Source organism: Neobacillus sp. DZ-9 (assembly GCF_059587065.1).
The window spans coordinates 118,715-134,464 of record NZ_JCAIOL010000013.1 but is presented as its reverse complement, the minus strand read 5'-3'; the positions used below and the strand labels follow the sequence as shown (position 1 = coordinate 134,464).

15 protein-coding genes are annotated in these 15,750 nt (G+C 38.2%); 3 read left to right on the top strand and 12 right to left on the bottom strand.

What is annotated here, in order from left to right; genetic code table 11:
• Window positions 1-47 precede the first annotated feature (47 nt).
• Entirely contained in the window at window positions 48-869 is an 822-nt protein-coding gene (locus AC59HZ_RS27005; RefSeq protein WP_496548853.1) for a GNAT family N-acetyltransferase, read from the bottom strand.
• Between the two features lie 246 nt (window positions 870-1,115).
• Window positions 1,116-1,382 carry a hypothetical protein gene (locus tag AC59HZ_RS27000; protein WP_496548852.1) on the bottom strand — a complete coding sequence of 89 codons (267 nt, stop codon included), beginning with the start codon at window positions 1,380-1,382 and terminating at the stop codon, window positions 1,116-1,118.
• A gap of 207 nt (window positions 1,383-1,589) precedes the next feature.
• On the opposite strand from AC59HZ_RS27000, the gene AC59HZ_RS26995 reads away from it, so the two are divergent.
• Both AC59HZ_RS26995 and AC59HZ_RS26990 read left to right on the top strand, forming a co-directional pair.
• Window positions 1,590-2,339 carry a glucose 1-dehydrogenase gene (locus AC59HZ_RS26995; RefSeq protein WP_496548851.1) on the top strand — a complete coding sequence of 250 codons (750 nt, stop codon included), beginning with the start codon at window positions 1,590-1,592 and terminating at the stop codon, window positions 2,337-2,339.
• An 83-nt stretch (window positions 2,340-2,422) separates the two neighbouring features.
• Window positions 2,423-3,199: a class I SAM-dependent methyltransferase gene (locus AC59HZ_RS26990; protein ID WP_496548850.1), complete on the top strand. Its 777-nt coding sequence runs from the start codon at window positions 2,423-2,425 to the stop codon at window positions 3,197-3,199.
• A 236-nt stretch (window positions 3,200-3,435) separates the two neighbouring features.
• Here AC59HZ_RS26990 and AC59HZ_RS26985 read toward each other — a convergent pair whose 3' ends face one another.
• The 8 genes from AC59HZ_RS26985 to AC59HZ_RS26950 form a co-directional block, all read right to left on the bottom strand.
• Complete coding sequence (locus AC59HZ_RS26985; protein ID WP_496548849.1) at window positions 3,436-4,239, bottom strand: Cof-type HAD-IIB family hydrolase; 804 nt, start codon at window positions 4,237-4,239, stop codon at window positions 3,436-3,438.
• Window positions 4,240-4,257: 18 nt separating this feature from the next.
• Window positions 4,258-4,968, bottom strand: a complete 711-nt coding sequence (locus AC59HZ_RS26980; protein WP_496548873.1) for an L-ribulose-5-phosphate 4-epimerase — start codon at window positions 4,966-4,968, stop codon at window positions 4,258-4,260.
• 98 nt (window positions 4,969-5,066) lie between these two features.
• The gene (locus AC59HZ_RS26975) at window positions 5,067-6,605 is read right to left on the bottom strand and encodes an FGGY-family carbohydrate kinase (RefSeq protein ID WP_496548848.1); all 1,539 of its coding nucleotides are present in this window, start codon (window positions 6,603-6,605) and stop codon (window positions 5,067-5,069) included.
• 41 nt (window positions 6,606-6,646) lie between these two features.
• Complete coding sequence (locus AC59HZ_RS26970; protein ID WP_496548847.1) at window positions 6,647-7,759, bottom strand: alcohol dehydrogenase catalytic domain-containing protein; 1,113 nt, start codon at window positions 7,757-7,759, stop codon at window positions 6,647-6,649.
• Window positions 7,760-7,790: 31 nt separating this feature from the next.
• The gene (locus AC59HZ_RS26965) at window positions 7,791-8,777 is read right to left on the bottom strand and encodes an ABC transporter permease (protein WP_496548846.1); all 987 of its coding nucleotides are present in this window, start codon (window positions 8,775-8,777) and stop codon (window positions 7,791-7,793) included.
• Entirely contained in the window at window positions 8,777-10,273 is a 1,497-nt protein-coding gene (locus AC59HZ_RS26960; protein WP_496548845.1) for a sugar ABC transporter ATP-binding protein, read from the bottom strand. The genes AC59HZ_RS26965 and AC59HZ_RS26960 overlap by 1 nt, the downstream gene beginning before the upstream one ends.
• Before the next feature lie 75 nt (window positions 10,274-10,348).
• Entirely contained in the window at window positions 10,349-11,293 is a 945-nt protein-coding gene (locus AC59HZ_RS26955; RefSeq protein WP_496548844.1) for an ABC transporter substrate-binding protein, read from the bottom strand.
• Window positions 11,294-11,853: 560 nt separating this feature from the next.
• On the bottom strand, window positions 11,854-12,441 hold the full coding sequence (locus AC59HZ_RS26950) for an ANTAR domain-containing response regulator (protein WP_496548843.1): 588 nt from the start codon (window positions 12,439-12,441) through the stop codon (window positions 11,854-11,856).
• Between the two features lie 194 nt (window positions 12,442-12,635).
• On the opposite strand from AC59HZ_RS26950, the gene AC59HZ_RS26945 reads away from it, so the two are divergent.
• A complete protein-coding gene (locus tag AC59HZ_RS26945) occupies window positions 12,636-14,489 on the top strand; it encodes a histidine kinase dimerization/phosphoacceptor domain -containing protein (RefSeq protein ID WP_496548842.1) in 1,854 nt (617 codons plus the stop codon).
• 82 nt (window positions 14,490-14,571) lie between these two features.
• Here AC59HZ_RS26945 and lsrF read toward each other — a convergent pair whose 3' ends face one another.
• On the bottom strand, window positions 14,572-15,363 hold the full coding sequence (gene lsrF, locus AC59HZ_RS26940) for a 3-hydroxy-5-phosphonooxypentane-2,4-dione thiolase (RefSeq protein WP_496548841.1): 792 nt from the start codon (window positions 15,361-15,363) through the stop codon (window positions 14,572-14,574).
• Window positions 15,364-15,366: 3 nt separating this feature from the next.
• A complete protein-coding gene (locus AC59HZ_RS26935) occupies window positions 15,367-15,735 on the bottom strand; it encodes a cupin domain-containing protein (RefSeq protein WP_496548840.1) in 369 nt (122 codons plus the stop codon).
• Window positions 15,736-15,750 lie beyond the last annotated feature (15 nt).

Genomic DNA, 15,750 nt, shown 5'->3' with positions numbered 1-15,750 from the left:
ACATTAGGAGGTCTCCCACCATAAGAACCGTCTCCACGGTCCCCTAGTCATTCCACCCAGTAACACCCACGTACCATTTCCTTCATCTCTTCATATCCTGTTTTTTTGTACATGTTGATGGCGATCGGATTGTTGGCATATAAATAGCTTACGGTATGTAAGGTTTTATCATTAAACTCCGTGATAAAGTTGATTAATTGGGCTCCATAGCCATTCCCTCTTTTATCACTTTTTGTGAATACATCATTGATTCTTGAAATATCGCCCTGTTTGTACAAAGACGCCATACATACCAAAAGATCACCTTCATATCCGCCAAACAGATAAAAATTTTTATTACCTAAAGCCTTCATTAACGATTTATACCCCCACTCGCTCAGCTCCTGACCAAAGTGGCTTAATTCCGCTTCGTCTGATGAGTGAAGTCTTCTAATAGCAATTGTTCTGGCCCGGTCGATTAATTTTTTGTTTTTTTGGACATAGAAACTTACATCTTCAATCTGTTTTAAAAATCCTTTCTTTTCTAAAAAAAGCCCCACATTACTTTTACTTCTAGTAAACGTATAGACACGTGGAGTAATCGCAATCTCCCTATAAAAATCGATTATTTCATTGATGGCCAAATCCCAATCACCATCAAAATCTTCCTTAATATATGCATGATTACTATCATAAGATAATGGATTATCTCTATCATAAAAGATTCGCCCATAAGGCTTTTCTACAACTTCCGCCTGCAATTCCGCAAAATGATTCTCAAATTGGATGATTTTATCGACTAACAATTTTTTATCCTCCCACACTTCAATGATCGCAACTACATGATAACCGTCATTCAGATTGACATCAAACCTTGCAGCAAAAAACACCTTCGAAATGTGCGTTAATCCAGTACTTTAATCGAAGGTGTTTTTCTTTTGGAAGCCATAGAGACGATTCTCATGGTTTTTGATACAGTAAAACCGGAAGAACCATTTCCATGGTTTCTTAGCTATATATAAGGACAAGCAAACATGATAAGAATGTGATTCCCGCTAATGGAGTCATAACCCTTCTCTCTTTTTTGCTTTTTGAAGCTAGATTTCCCAGTGTGTTTAATCCCATGAAGATCGTAATTATGATGACAAAAAATTTGTTGGCAGATTGAATCCTACCGATATAACTTTTGTGTGTATTAAAAAGATAAATCCAAAAAAGAGTAATAAAAATGCGGATGGCAGACTCATGATTCTCATTTTCTTCGGCAGCACACCCTGATATTTACCGCCCCAGCTATACTCCGCTAACGGCAACCCCAAAAAGAGTAAGACTTGAAAGATTGCGATGCCGCTCGAAACCACCGCCACAATAATTGCGGCTATTTGAATAAACTTTTCCTCCATACGCGATCCCTTCTTTCCCTTACTTTTAACTGAAAGTGAATCCATATACCTATTAATTCGGTAAAAAAATACCAAAATCCTTTTAAAACACCTAACTCCACAGTGATGGGGTCTCTGAAAAGGTTAAGACAGCCAAAAGAACCGTCCCTATGGTCCATCGTCCTTTTTGTGTTATCTTAAACTTATGTAAAGGAAGGTGGAAATATCGTGGAATTCTATAATAAAACAGTAGTCATAACAGGTGCAGGAAATGGGATTGGTAAAGGAACTGCCTTACAATATGCACAAAAAGGCGCCAATGTCATCTTGGCGGATATTGATGATAACGCTGGGGCTAATACAGTAATGATGGTAAAGGAACAAGGTGGCGAAGCTCTGTTCGTCCATACAGATGTAAGAATAGAATCGGATATTATCCGGTTAATGGAATCAGCCATTCAAACCTACGGCCAGATTGATATTTTAATCAATAACTCAGGTAAAGCATTATTCAAATCTCCTTATGAAACATCGATTGAAGAATGGGATGATGTGATCCATACCAATTTGAGAAGTGTTTTCTTGGCATCACGGGAAGCAGCAAAATATATGCGGCATAACCAGGATGGCGGAGCGATTGTCAATATCGCTTCCACTAGAGCGATCATGTCAGAGCCCAACTCGGAATCTTATGCTGCCACAAAAGGTGGAATCCTTGCCATCACCCATGCTCTCGCTGCCTCATTCAGTGAGGACAGGATTACAGTTAATGCTATTTCTCCAGGTTGGATCGAAACAGGTGATTATTCAAAGTTAAGTAAGCTGGATCATGAACAGCATTTATCAAAGCGTGTTGGCAAGCCGGATGATATCGCACGAGCCTGTCTTTATTTAACCGCAAAAGAGAATGACTTTGTAACAGGGATTAACCTTGTTGTTGACGGGGGAATGACGCGGAAAATGATTTATGAGGAATAGTAGAGAAATAATATCCATAACCACCTTAACAAAGGATTATTACTTTCCTCTATAAATAATAAACATAAATAGATTAATTTAGGATGGCTGATAACTTGAAACCAAAAGCTAAATATCAGACTTGGATTCGAATTTACAAATTACTTATTTTTTTAGTTATTTCACTCCTGCTTCTCTTAGTAACATTATTACCTGTTCATTTATATCTGCGAGTCCTGTCAGGGATATTAGCGTTGCCTTTTATTTATATAGCATTTATACTTTCCTATTCTGTTTACCAATTCGCCGCATTTGGGGGGAATTATCAGTCAAAAATCCATGATTTAATTGTTGCCAAAGTGAAAGGCGAAGGAAAAATACTAGATATAGGAACAGGCAGTGGTTCACTGATTATTAAACTGGCAAAGAGTTTTCCTAAGTCCTTTTTAACTGGAATTGATTATTGGGGCGGGAATTGGGATTATTCGAAAGCTCAATGCCAACAGAATGCTGAAATAGAAGGGGTCTCTGATAGGATTGATTTTTTGAAAGCAAGTGCTGCAGAACTCCCCTTTAATAATGATGAATTTGATATTATTGTAAGCTGTCTAACATTTCATGAAGTTCAAGATAGAAGAAATAAAACGGAAGTAATGAAAGAGGCATTAAGAGTGTTAAAACCTGGTGGTGAGTTTGTCTTCTTAGATTTGTTTATGGATGAAAAAATATTTGGGGATCAAATCGAGCTCTTAAATGACTTAAAGAAACATGGCGTATCTGAATTGAATAGCCACAAACTTGCTAATGAAATGAAATTGCCCAAGCTCTTATTGAACAAAAAAGTATTGGGAAATGCAATGATTTTGAGTGGAAAGAAATAAGCGCGAAAACTACAGTAATGTAACTTAATTAAAAACTGGATAGCCCTCAAATGGCTATCCAGCACCTGTCGCTATTCCCTTAAACTGAGCATTTCCGAGGAAATTCGATATGTGATTTCCCTAATTAAACGTTTGATTAAATCTTCTTAAAACCTTGATATATCAATATTTTATTACCCATTATCAAAAAAATATGTCGAAAAATCGTATGGTATTTCCCCAGAGAATGATCACCTTTAGCTAAAAGTTGTCATATTTCCCATTACTCTATTTAACGCATAGGCAACGCCATTTTCGTTATTAGACTTAGTAACAAAGTCTGCTGCATTCTTTACTTCTTGAGGGGAATTTTCCATCGCTATGGCAAGACCGGCAACCTCAAACATGGCGATATCATTAAAGCTATTCCCCATAACGAGCACTTCCTGAGAAGAAATTTGCAGCATATCCATAAGCCGATAAAGCGCCTTTCCTTTAGATGCGTTAATATTCATAACATCTAAATAAATATCATCGGAGCGGGTAATATACAATTTTTCTTTATATTTTTCCTCTAAATGTTTGAAGGCCTCTTCGATTTTTTGTGGAGAATTAGCATAAATGATCTTATATAATTCTTTTTCATCCTCAAATTTATCTATGAATCTAGCCTGTAATTTTTCAAGTTCCCAATGTACCTTGACCATACTTTCGTTAAAGGTGTGCACTTCTCCATCAAGATATAAACTGATTGGATACTGATTTTCCTGCCCGTATTCTACTATTTCTTTAGCTAAATCAATTGGTAAGCTTGCAGAGTAATATACCTCGTTTGATAAAGGATTTTTGATTAACGCGCCATTCGCTGCAATAATGGGTAAATCTATCCCTAAATCTTTAACATAGGGATAGATGGATTCATAAGGCCTTCCACTCGCCAATACAACGCTGGTCCCTTCTGTCTTCAGTCTCTGAATGGCCTCTTTATTCGCATTCGACACATGATGGTCATTGTTTAGTAAGGTGCCATCCATATCCAGGACTACTAATTTATACTGCATAACTATCATTCCTTACTCTTAGTTCTTCGCTTCTTGAGCTTGTGCTTGACCATAATATGCATTCTTACCGTGCTTTCTTAAAAAATGTTTATCGAGAAGATGATCGTCCATGGAATCAATTGCAGGTGACAGGCTTTGGGTATAGTAAGCTAACTTCGCAATTTCCTCCATGATGACCGCATTTTCAACAGCTTTTAAAGGATCTTTACCCCAATTAAAAGGTCCGTGACTATTAACAATGACACCCGGAACAAAATTAGGATTTAAGTCTTTGAATGTCTCAATAATGACTGTCCCTGTGTTCTTTTCATAGTCAGCAGCAATTTCAAGCGGAGTTAATGGTCGGGTACAAGGGATCTCACCGTAAAAATAATCTGCATGGGTGGTCCCATATGCCGGAATTGCTTTCCCTGCTTGTGCCCATTGCGTACACCAAGGAGAATGGGTATGTACGACTCCGCCGATTTCAGGAAATGCTTTGTATAACTCTAAGTGAGTCGCTGTATCTGATGAGGGATTTAACTCCCCTTCAACCTTATTCCCATTTAAATCCACTACAGGAAGATCCTCTGCTTTTAACTGTTCATAGTCAACACCGCTTGGTTTAATCACAACAAGCCCCAGTTCTCGATCAATGGCACTCACGTTTCCCCATGTATAGATAACTAGATTTCGCTTTGGGAGCTGAAGATTTGCTTCTAAAACCTTCCTTTTCAGTTCATCTAACAATCGAATCACTCCGTTCATTATTTTAAAAAAAGAAAAGCAGGTTGGATTAGAATGACATAATCTTGACCTACTTCTCTTTTTTATAGATATCTCCAATTCTATTGATTGATCTTTGTCACACGCTTCATACTATCTTTTGTACTTACATACAAATTCTTATATTCCTCATAATACTGATCATAGACTTTCGTATTTTCAGGATTCGGGTAAATAGGATCTTCGAAATCAAGCCAATCTTTTAAGACATTGGGCTCTGTGATGATACCTGTTGCAATCCCTGCCAACACGGCATCTCCCAGCGGCGCTTCTACATCGTTTTTAATAATTCGAACTGGATAACCAGTGACGTCTGCATAAATTTGCGGCCAGTTCATAGATTTAGAACCACCACCGACGATAATCAGCTCTTTATCCAGCTTGGCATCCGTTCCCAATACCATTTCCATATTATGACGAAGAGAATAGGCCACGCCTTCCATGAATGCCTTATATAAATGGCCCTTCGTGTGAACTAGGCTTAAGCCAAGCACGAGACCGCGTGCACTACTGTCCCAAATCGGGCTTCTTTCACCCATGAAATAGGGAAGAACCAATAATCCATTAGATCCAGCAGGAATATCTTTTACTTGTAAATCTAGTAAGGTATAAGCATTGATGCCCAATTTATCTTCAACTGCTATTTCTTCCGTACCGATTACATTTCTAAACCATTTTAAGATCGCGCCAGCAGTAGCAGCTCCTCCAAAGGTATAGATAATCTCACTGGAATCCACACAGTGCGGCATACTTACTAGATTTGGAGATAAGTTTGCTGTTTTGGTAATAAATCCCCAGCACATGGAGGTTCCGAGCATCGCTACATGGTTCCCTTCAGCAAGAGCGCCGGCACCCATTGTAGCAACCGGTGCATCTACACCACCGCAAATGACAGGAGTACCTGCTTTTAAGCCTGTCTTCTTAGCGGCTTCTTCGGTGATTCCTCCAACAATTTCTGTACATTCTACGAGTCTTTCAGGGAAAAAGCTCAATGGAATACCTAATTTTTCGACCATTTCCTTTGACCATTTTCTTTCCCTTAAGTTAAAAACACCGCCGATGTTTCCTGCTGAAGAGTAATCAACCGCCACTTCTCCCGTTAAGGTGTAAACAATATAAGGTGCAGGCGGTAAAAAGTACTGAATTTTATTCCAAACCTGCGGTAAGTTATTTTTCATCCAAAGAATTTTCGTAAATCCGAAATAGGAATTGACGGAGTTCCCGGTTATCTCAAATAATTCATCAAGGTTGATATTTTCTTCAACCCACTTAACCTCTTCTTCGGCCCGTCGGTCCATCCAAATTAAGCAGGGTGCCAATGGTTTCATCTCTTGATCAACAGGGATTCCTGATCCGCCGTACAAGCTGCTAATTGCGACACCTTTAATCTTTTCAGGATCGACATTTGATTTATCAACGACAGTTTTTATCGTAAAATTAACGGCATCTTCCCAAGGGTCAGGCCATTGCTGAGCCCAGGAAGGCTTTGGTGTTTCCACTTCATAGCCTTTATAGCTATGGGCCAACACTTTTCCGTTTGGATCAATTAATACTGCTTTTGTACCTGAAGTTCCTATATCAACACCAATTAAGTAATCCATATTATCACCCTTCATAAGAATCTATTATTCTATTAACCTAATTAGGGCTTTAATAATACCTTAATAGCTTCTGGATGATGAGCCATTTCCATTGCTTCTGCAAAGTCTTCCACTTTATAAGTATGGGTAACGATTCCTTCAGCAGTTAATAGATTGCGTTCAAATAAGTCGATGGCAACAGGGTACGTGTATGGACCTAAGTGAGAACCTCTTAAATCTAGCTCTTTCCTGTCCCCGATGACACTCCAATCCGTTGTGACCTCACTGCCAAATACACTAAATTCGATAAATCTGCCAAGTCTTCTAATCATCTCTAAACCTTGTGTTACGCCAGATGGGTGTCCTGTTGCTTCAATATAGACATCACAGCCATACCCTTCTGTTAAATCCTTCACGATTTTGATGGCATCTTCTTCAAGAGGGTTGATCACTATATCCGCACCAAGCTTTTTAGCTGTTGCTAATCTTTTCTTATTTGTATCTAAAACGATTAATCTCTTCGGAGTTTTTAAAGCAATGAGTTGGACCATGCATAATCCTAATGTACCTGCACCTGCGAGCACGACCACATCTTCAAATTCAATGTTTGCTCTTTGAACGGTATGGACTGCACATGCCATTGGTTCTACGAGGGCAGCCTCTTCAGCGGTTACACCATCAGTAATTTTATAAATTCTTGCCGTATTGCTAAATTTCATATACTCAGCCCAGCCGCCTTCTGCCACACCTTTTTGGAATCCGTAAATGTTATGAACATCACACATCCAGTACTTTCCTGTTGTACAGAATTTACACTTTCCGCATGGGTTAATTTGGTCAGTCGTGACTCGATCCCCTACTTGCAGCCCATATTTTTCAGCTGAGCCTTCTCCTAATTCGGCGACAATGCCATAGAATTCATGACCAGGAATAACCGGCGCTTTCATCCAAGGATCTTCTCCGCCCCAATACATTTGTGATCCATGGAATGCCTTTAAGTCACTGCCGCAAATTCCGCAAGCTTCTACTTTAATGACTACTTCCTCTTTACCTGCTCTTGGTGTAGCTACTTCTTCCACACGGTAATCTTCTGGACCATGTGCTACAACAGCCTTCATTGTTTCTGGTAATTCTGACGCTCCAACCGCTTTCACTGTTTCTGGTACTACTGACATATCAAACATCTCCCTGTTAGTTGTTTTTTTATTAATCCTTTTGACGGAAACTACTATAATAGATGGCTGCAACGATAATCGCACCTTTTAGAACACGTTGAACATATGGGGATACACCCATTAGGTTTAGCCCGTTACTTAAAACCCCTAATAATAAGGCACCAAGTATCGTTCCAAAAATATGTCCGCGGCCGCCGGCAATACTCGTTCCGCCTAATACAACGGCAGCAATAGCGTCCAATTCATACCCTTCACCGGCCATCGGCTGTCCTGAAGAAAGTCTTGAGGTCATGATTAAACCACTGATAGCAGCCGTAATCCCACTGACTAAATAAACAAAAATCTTAATTTTTTTCACTTTAACACCAGATAATCGAACCGCTTCTTCATTACCGCCGATAGCATAAATATATCGGCCAATTGGTAAATGATTTAAGATGATATAAGCAGCGATAAAGACTAAAATCATGATCACGGCAGGCATTGGAATAACACCAAACAGATATCCTCTACCGATAAAAGCATAAGATTTTGAAACTCCAGATAACGGATACCCGCCTGTATAAAGCAGCGCAGCTCCTCTGGCAACCTCCATCATCGCTAAGGTAACAATGATAGCTGGTATTCTGGCATGGGCAATAAATAAACCATTAATGTAACCAAGCACTGCACCTAAAACAATTCCAAGTAAAACAGCTGCGATGGGCGGCATTCCCATGTTGATCATCAGGCCCACCATAATCGTCCCGGTGAACGCCATCACAGAACCTACTGACAAATCGATACCGCCTGTTAAGATGACGAAGGTCATCCCGACGGCTAAAATTCCGTTAATCGAAACTTGCCTAATAATATTTGAAACGTTTTCCGTCGTTAAAAACTGTGCCGTAGAAAAACTAAAGAAGGCACATAGGACAAAAAATCCCAGTAAGGTCAACATTTCAGGCGTCTTAAACGTTTCTTTCACGTTAAATACTTTTGACTGATAAGATAATTTCTGGACATTTACATCATTCATTAACTAACACCACCCGTTGCATAATGCATTACTTTTTCAGAATCAGCTTTTCTTCCATCGATTTCTGCTTTTATTTTTCCTTTGTGCATAACGAGCACGCGATCACTCATCCCTAAAATCTCCGGTAATTCTGAAGAAATCATAATAATCGAGAGCCCTTTATCTGCCAGATTTCTCATTAATTTATAAATCTCTTCCTTAGCCCCAATATCAATTCCACGGGTAGGTTCATCAAAGATTAATACTTTACAGTCCGTATTTAGCCATTTTGCTAACACGACTTTTTGTTGATTCCCGCCGCTTAGATTTTTCACCATTTGCCTGCTGCTTGGTGTTTTGATTAATAAGTCTTTAATCGATTGATTAATGAGGGAATCTTCTTTTTCCTTGTTAATAACTCCAAAAAAGCCGGTTAGTTCCTTTAAAATTGGTAAACTGATATTATTTTTGATCGTCATATTGAGGACGAGCCCTTGAGTCTTTCGGCTTTCTGGAATGAGGGCGATCCCATGTGTCAAGGCATCCGTAGGGTTTTTAATATCGACCTTTTTTCGGTTGATATATACTTCCTTTTCCTTTGCAGGGTCAGCGCCGATTAGAGCTCTTACCGTCTCCGTTCTGCCCGAGCCAACAAGACCGGCAATTCCAATAATTTCGCCCTTTTTCAAAGAAAACTGAATGTCTGTAATACTTTTATTACTTAACTTTTTCACTTCCAAGAGCATTTCTTCCTTGCCGTCATGTGTTGGCTTTTCAGGAAACGCATTGACGATTTCACGTCCAACCATCATTTTCACAATATCCTGCTTTGTAACGTTCTTTATTTCTCTGGTGCCGACCCATTCCCCATCCCGCAAGCAAGTCATTCGATCACACATTGCAAGGATTTCATCCAAATGATGCGATATATATATAATGGTTACACCATCAGCTTTCAATTTCTCAATTAACTCAAATAATTTATCAATTTCTTTTCCAGTTAAACTGGCCGTCGGTTCGTCAAAAATTAATACCTTCGTATCAATAGCAATGGCTTTGGCAATTTCAATAAATTGTTGATTCGCCACACTCAAATGAGCTACAGGCTTGTTCAGGTCAATATCTGCATTTAACCTTTTCATTACTTCTTCTGCTTCTTTTCTCATCTTTCTTCTATCTAATAATCCATTTGATTTCCTTTTCTCACGACCTAAGAAAATATTATCAACACCGCTCAAATAGGGAATTAAACTAAACTCTTGATGAATAATACTGACTCCTAACTGTTGTGCTTGCTTAGGATCTTGGAAAATGACTTCCTTGCCATCTAACCGAATTTCACCTGTAGTAGGGGTATAAACACCTGAAAGAATTTTCATGAGTGTCGACTTCCCCGCTCCATTTTCCCCGACTAACGCGTGAACCTCACCACGTCTAATATCGAAACTGACGCCTTTTAGGGCTTTAACTCCGGGAAATTCCTTCGTTATATTCACAATTTCTAATACGTTATCCATCGCAATCACCTTCCCCTCTTACTTTTTTAAAGCGGGCGTTTTCCCATCATGTAAACGCCCGCCCAATTGTGACGATTACCAGCTGAAGCCTTTTGCGTTTTCTTTAGTTTGTAATTTAACATCAATTGGAACTTCTTTAGGTACTACTTTTGCTCCCCAAAGTTTCGATAAAGCCATACCCAGACCAATTCTTACCTGATCTCTTGGATATTGTGCTGTAGTGGCTTTAAAGGCGCCGCCTTTTAAAATGGCTTTAATGGCTTCTGGATGACCATCAACACTATATATCCCTACATTTTTACCAGATGCTTCGATTGCGCCTAGCGAACCTAGAGCACCTTCATCATTTACACTGAATAGTGCATTTAAATCTGGATTAGCTTGTAACATATTTTCTGTGACTTTCATTGCTTCTGCTCTGTCTTGCTTACCGTTTTGAGTGTTTACGATTTGAATCCCAGGATTCTCAGCCATCGCTGCTTTAAAGCCTTTAACACGTTCAAGGATAGGTACTACTGGAATACCATCTAGAATAGCGACTTTACCTTTGCCGCCTAAATCTTCAGCCATCTTTTTACCTGCTAAATAACCAGCATCATAGTTTTTAGATCCAACAAAGGAGTCGATTGGACCTGACGCCTGTGCGTCAATCGCCACAACGATCACACCCGCTTTTTTAGCTGCAACAACCGCTGATTCTACACCTTTACTATCTGTAGGATTAATTAATAAAATGTCGATTTTCTTTTGAAGCATATCGTCAATATCATTGATTTGTTTGGAAACGTCATGTTGAGCATCTGCAATAACGACCTCTGCCCCAATTTCCTTTGCTGCATCTTCCAAGGCTTCTTTCATGGAAATAAAGTAAGGATTATTCATTTCTTGGAAGGACATACCGATTTTTATGGTTTTTGCTTTTTTGTCTCCTGCAGCACTGCTTTGATTCGAACAGCCAGCCGCGACTAGCATGATGCATGCTAGTAAAAGTGCAAACATTTGTTTTGACAGTTTTTTCATTTTGTTATCCACCCCATATTTTTTTATTTGACTGTGTTGATATCCGCTCCAGGCGCTTCGCCTTCCGCTCCAATCAACATGGTTTTATTTAAAAAACCTTTGTTATTTTAAGAAGAATAAAGCGTTTTCCAAAATTCACATGATAATCGTAATGGATGGAAACGATGACTCCATGAATTTTCTCCTCCTTCTTATTCTTCATAAAAATACAGTTGAATATCTATTTGATGGTGAATATCACCCCTTTCAAATGTCGTCAATCTCTTGTACACGTTTCCATTCGCATGAAAAATAAAAAATGCCTTATATACGCAAGTCTTTATGTTTAAAAAAACATAAAAATTGCGTATATAAGGCACCCATAGCCATCATAAATTTTACACCAGCCGTAAGCATAAAATTTAAAGTATTAAATTTTGAAATGTAGTGATTCCATACCACACATGAGTATAGAATTCGAATGAATATTGCAACCTTGTAACTATATGTACATTATAGTTTTACAGATTATAAGAGTCAAGCACAAATTTTTCGAATACTCACCATTTTATAATAACGGTTTAAGAATGAAATAAAGCATCTGCTTCAATAAGCTCTTTCGCGATCACGACTAGTTTTTTATTTTTATCCCTGCTCATTTGCTGCAGTCGTTTCATAGCTTCTGCTTCTTTTAAATCCATTCTCTCCATTAATATTCCTTTTGCTTTTTCGATATGTTTGCGTGCTTCCAACGCATTCTTCGTACTGCTCAGCTCATCCTGCAATTTCTTAAATTCTTCAAACCTGGATAAACTAATATTGATAGCAATCTTTAAATCTCCAATATCGATAGGCTTTAGTAAGTAATAGAGCACCCCTTCTTCGGTTGCTCGATTGATTAATTTTTCATCATGATACCCACTTACAATAATGCTGGGAATATATAGGGTTTCATTGATTTTTTTAATCGCATCGATCCCATCGAGATTTGGCATATTAATATCCATTATGACGAGATCCGGCTTTGTTTCTAGCGCTATTTCCACTGCCCTCAACCCATCTGTAGCGGTCCCTACTACCTCATGGCCCAGCTTTTCAACGTATGACTTAATCCCCATTAAAACTAAAAATTCATCTTCAGCAAGTAAAATCCGCAATGATTTTTTCATAGATCATCACCATCCATTTGATCTTCACTTTAACTATTCACAGAATGAAAGCGTTACCCAATTTACATATACTCTTTATAGTAACATCGTTTTTAAAAAAATCCATACTCGTTAGCAGAAATTTCTCAAACTTCAGAGGAAGATGATTTAATATAATATAGAATACCGGACTAAAAAAAGTTGGAGGCAGAATCTTGTCGAAGTTTATATTTGAATGTAGGAACGTAACAAATAATACTCCTGATGGTCATATAAAAAATATAAATTTAAATTTAAGATATTCAGAAATTCATGCATTAATTGTCAAAAACAGCTCTGAGCAAAAAGTTTTGATCGAATCCATAAAGAATTTACTAGACCATCAAAATGCGCAGGGAGAATTAAGATTTAAGGATCAAAGCCTTAAAAAAAATAAACACAATAAGAATAAAATAGCCATATTACATCAAAAACCGTCATTGATTAACAACTTCTCCGTTGCGGAAAATCTCAATTTAGGAAATATACCTACAATGAGATTTCTCCCGTTTATCAATTGGCGCAAAATTAAGAGTAAGTCGAAAATTTATTTAGAAAAGTTAGACTTCCCAATCGATTATCGAACCAAAGTAAGAAATTTATCAGATGAAGACAGACGACTAGTCTATATAACCCGCACTTTCTTACAATACCCTGAAGTCATTATCATGCACGAACCGATGGAAGGACTGTCGGCAGAAAATGCAACAAAGCTATACAATACCATGAAGCAATTTAAAGAAGAAGGAAGAAGCATTATTTATATCACGAAACAATGGGAAGATGCCTTAAAGCTTGCGGATCGAATATCGATTCTTTCCAAGGGTACCATTACGGATGAAATGCCAGCTGACAAAGCAAAAAGTGACCCGCAAAGTTTGTTAAGAAAGATAGAAGATTACAATTTTAAAGAGAACGATCCGTTTAATGAGGATGATGACACAAAAAATGTTCTTGATGCCGTTTTTAAAGCAGCAGAATTTCTGACATCGGAATACGAGCTAAAAGATGTATTATTACTGCTAGCGAAAGAAGCCACTCGTTTCATGAATGCGGATGGATGTTCCATTAAATTAATCGATGAGTCCACCTGGAGTACGATTGATGATTTTGAATACAAAAATAATAAAAACATAAAAGCCCAATTAACAAAAGAAGCGATTTTATTAATCGCGAAAGGGAAAGACATCTTTTATGCCAATCAAAATGATCGTGAATTCCACTCATTGTTTGAAAAGATTGATAATGTAAAAACCATTATTTGCGTTCCTGTTTTTATTCGATCTCAAGTCACAGGAATCATTCAATTATCTTACGAAAACTTTTATGTTCATTCGAAAGAGGAGTCTAAACATTTATCAGCTTTAGCGGTCCATGCTGCCATTGCGATTGAAGATACAAGATTATTGGGGAAATCAGCGTTATTACAAGAAAGCCATCATCGTATCAAAAATAATCTTCAATCAGTTGTAAGCTTGATATCCTTACAAAAAATGTTTGTAAAAAATACCCCGGATCAATCCATTGATGATTTATTGGATAGTATTATTAATCGAATCAAGAGTATTGCTTCCGTCCACAATCTTCTTTCTAAAGACAAATTAGGAAGAAGTATCATTAATGTTAAACAAATTATTGAAGCGATTATTGGCCTCATTAATGAGGCGCCAAATGTTGTGATTCATTTAGATTTGGATGATATTTTGATCCCGTATAACAAAGCCACATCCATAGCGCTTATGATTAATGAGTTGGTCATGAATTGCTATAAACATGCCTTTAAAGATATGGAATCTGGTATGATTGATATTCAATGCAAACGGTTTGACGATTATATTTTCTTATCTGTCCGTGATAACGGGGGTGGATTCCCAGAAAACTTTGATATCACAAAAGTAGATAGCCTCGGTCTATCTATATTGCAAGGAATTGTCGCCAGTGATTTTCATGGGGAAATGAATTTTAAACGTGAAAACGATAATACAGTCGTCGAAATCAAACTCCCAACTGAGCGGATTTTTTTGCATTAAAATAAATAATAGCACCCTTAAAGAATAAAAAAAAGCCAAACCAACCATGAAACGAAACGTCCCTTGGTTAGTTTGGCTGCCTCTAAGCTTTTACTTTTGAAGAAGATTCATATAAATCTACCGCTTCATTGACAGTGAATCCTTTGTGAACGATGGAATGTATCGCTTGGATCATGGCAAGAGGATGCTTAGATTGCCAAATATTCCTTCCCATATCCACACCGGCTGCACCTTGCGCCATCGCATTATAGGTGATTTCAAGTGCTTCACGAATGGTATCAAATTTTGGGCCGCCTGCAATAACAATCGGAACCGGACACTTACTCGTTACCTGTTCAAAGTCATCACAGTAATAGGTTTTAACAATATCCGTTCCCATTTCTGCAAGAACTCTTGAAGCCAATGCTAAGAACCTGGCATCCCGTTTTTCAAGCTCTTTTCCGACTGCAGTAATTCCAAGTACTGGTATTCCGTAATCATGAGCATCCGTTACAACATGAGCTAGATTTGTTACGGTTTGAGTTTCATAGTCAGATCCAATAAAAACCGAAACCCCTACACCAACAACATTATGGCGAATCGCCTCCTTTACGGATGTAACGATCGTTTCATTCGCTAAATCCTTTCCGAGCGTAGTAGGACCGCCTGATACACGAAGAACCATTGGTTTTTCTGTATGATTCGGAATACATGCTGCCAGTGTACCTCTTGTTAAATAGAGCGAATCAGTGTAAGGAAGTAAGTCTCTGACCGTTTCCTCAGGCTTTTCTAAACCCCTTATTGGACCTAAGAAATAGCCATGATCGATGGCAAGCATGACGGCCCGCTTATTTGGCAATATTTTGTTTAATCGGTTTTGAAATCCCCAGCTCATGATCTATTCACTCCTTAAACTGATTTCTGGATTCTTAATATTCACAACATCTCTTTCTAAAATATGCGGTGATTTAATGAAGAGGGCTTTAAAGGTTTCGTCAGTTTGATTGATCAGGTAATGAGCATCGCCTGGGCGGCATTGAATCATATCACCTGGTATAGTAGGAACTTTAATACCATTAATATAAAAATCTATCTTCCCTTCGAGGATATAGAAAATTTCTTCGCAAACGGTATGATAATGGTTTTGGAAGTCTTGGCCCGGCTTCAATACAACCACACCAACATCTACGTTCGGACCTTTTGTTAAATATTTCGGCCCGTTGTCGCCAAACCGATAATCGAAGTCATTTTCGTGAACTTTCTTCATTCCTTCACCCCGTTT

What these genes read in the sequence shown, in the direction of transcription:
- AC59HZ_RS26950 (WP_496548843.1), bottom strand. Translation starts at nt 12,441, where the DNA reads ATGAAAAAATCATTGCGGATTTTACTTGCTGAAGATGAATTTTTAGTT.
- AC59HZ_RS26990 (WP_496548850.1), top strand. Translation starts at nt 2,423, where the DNA reads ATGGCTGATAACTTGAAACCAAAAGCTAAATATCAGACTTGGATTCGA.
- AC59HZ_RS26975 (WP_496548848.1), bottom strand. Translation starts at nt 6,605, where the DNA reads ATGGATTACTTAATTGGTGTTGATATAGGAACTTCAGGTACAAAAGCA.
- AC59HZ_RS26970 (WP_496548847.1), bottom strand. Translation starts at nt 7,759, where the DNA reads ATGTCAGTAGTACCAGAAACAGTGAAAGCGGTTGGAGCGTCAGAATTA.
- lsrF (WP_496548841.1), bottom strand. Translation starts at nt 15,363, where the DNA reads ATGAGCTGGGGATTTCAAAACCGATTAAACAAAATATTGCCAAATAAG.
- AC59HZ_RS26985 (WP_496548849.1), bottom strand. Translation starts at nt 4,239, where the DNA reads ATGCAGTATAAATTAGTAGTCCTGGATATGGATGGCACCTTACTAAAC.
- AC59HZ_RS26965 (WP_496548846.1), bottom strand. Translation starts at nt 8,777, where the DNA reads ATGAATGATGTAAATGTCCAGAAATTATCTTATCAGTCAAAAGTATTT.
- AC59HZ_RS26960 (WP_496548845.1), bottom strand. Translation starts at nt 10,273, where the DNA reads ATGGATAACGTATTAGAAATTGTGAATATAACGAAGGAATTTCCCGGA.
- AC59HZ_RS26935 (WP_496548840.1), bottom strand. Translation starts at nt 15,735, where the DNA reads ATGAAGAAAGTTCACGAAAATGACTTCGATTATCGGTTTGGCGACAAC.
- AC59HZ_RS27000 (WP_496548852.1), bottom strand. Translation starts at nt 1,382, where the DNA reads ATGGAGGAAAAGTTTATTCAAATAGCCGCAATTATTGTGGCGGTGGTT.
- AC59HZ_RS26955 (WP_496548844.1), bottom strand. Translation starts at nt 11,293, where the DNA reads ATGAAAAAACTGTCAAAACAAATGTTTGCACTTTTACTAGCATGCATC.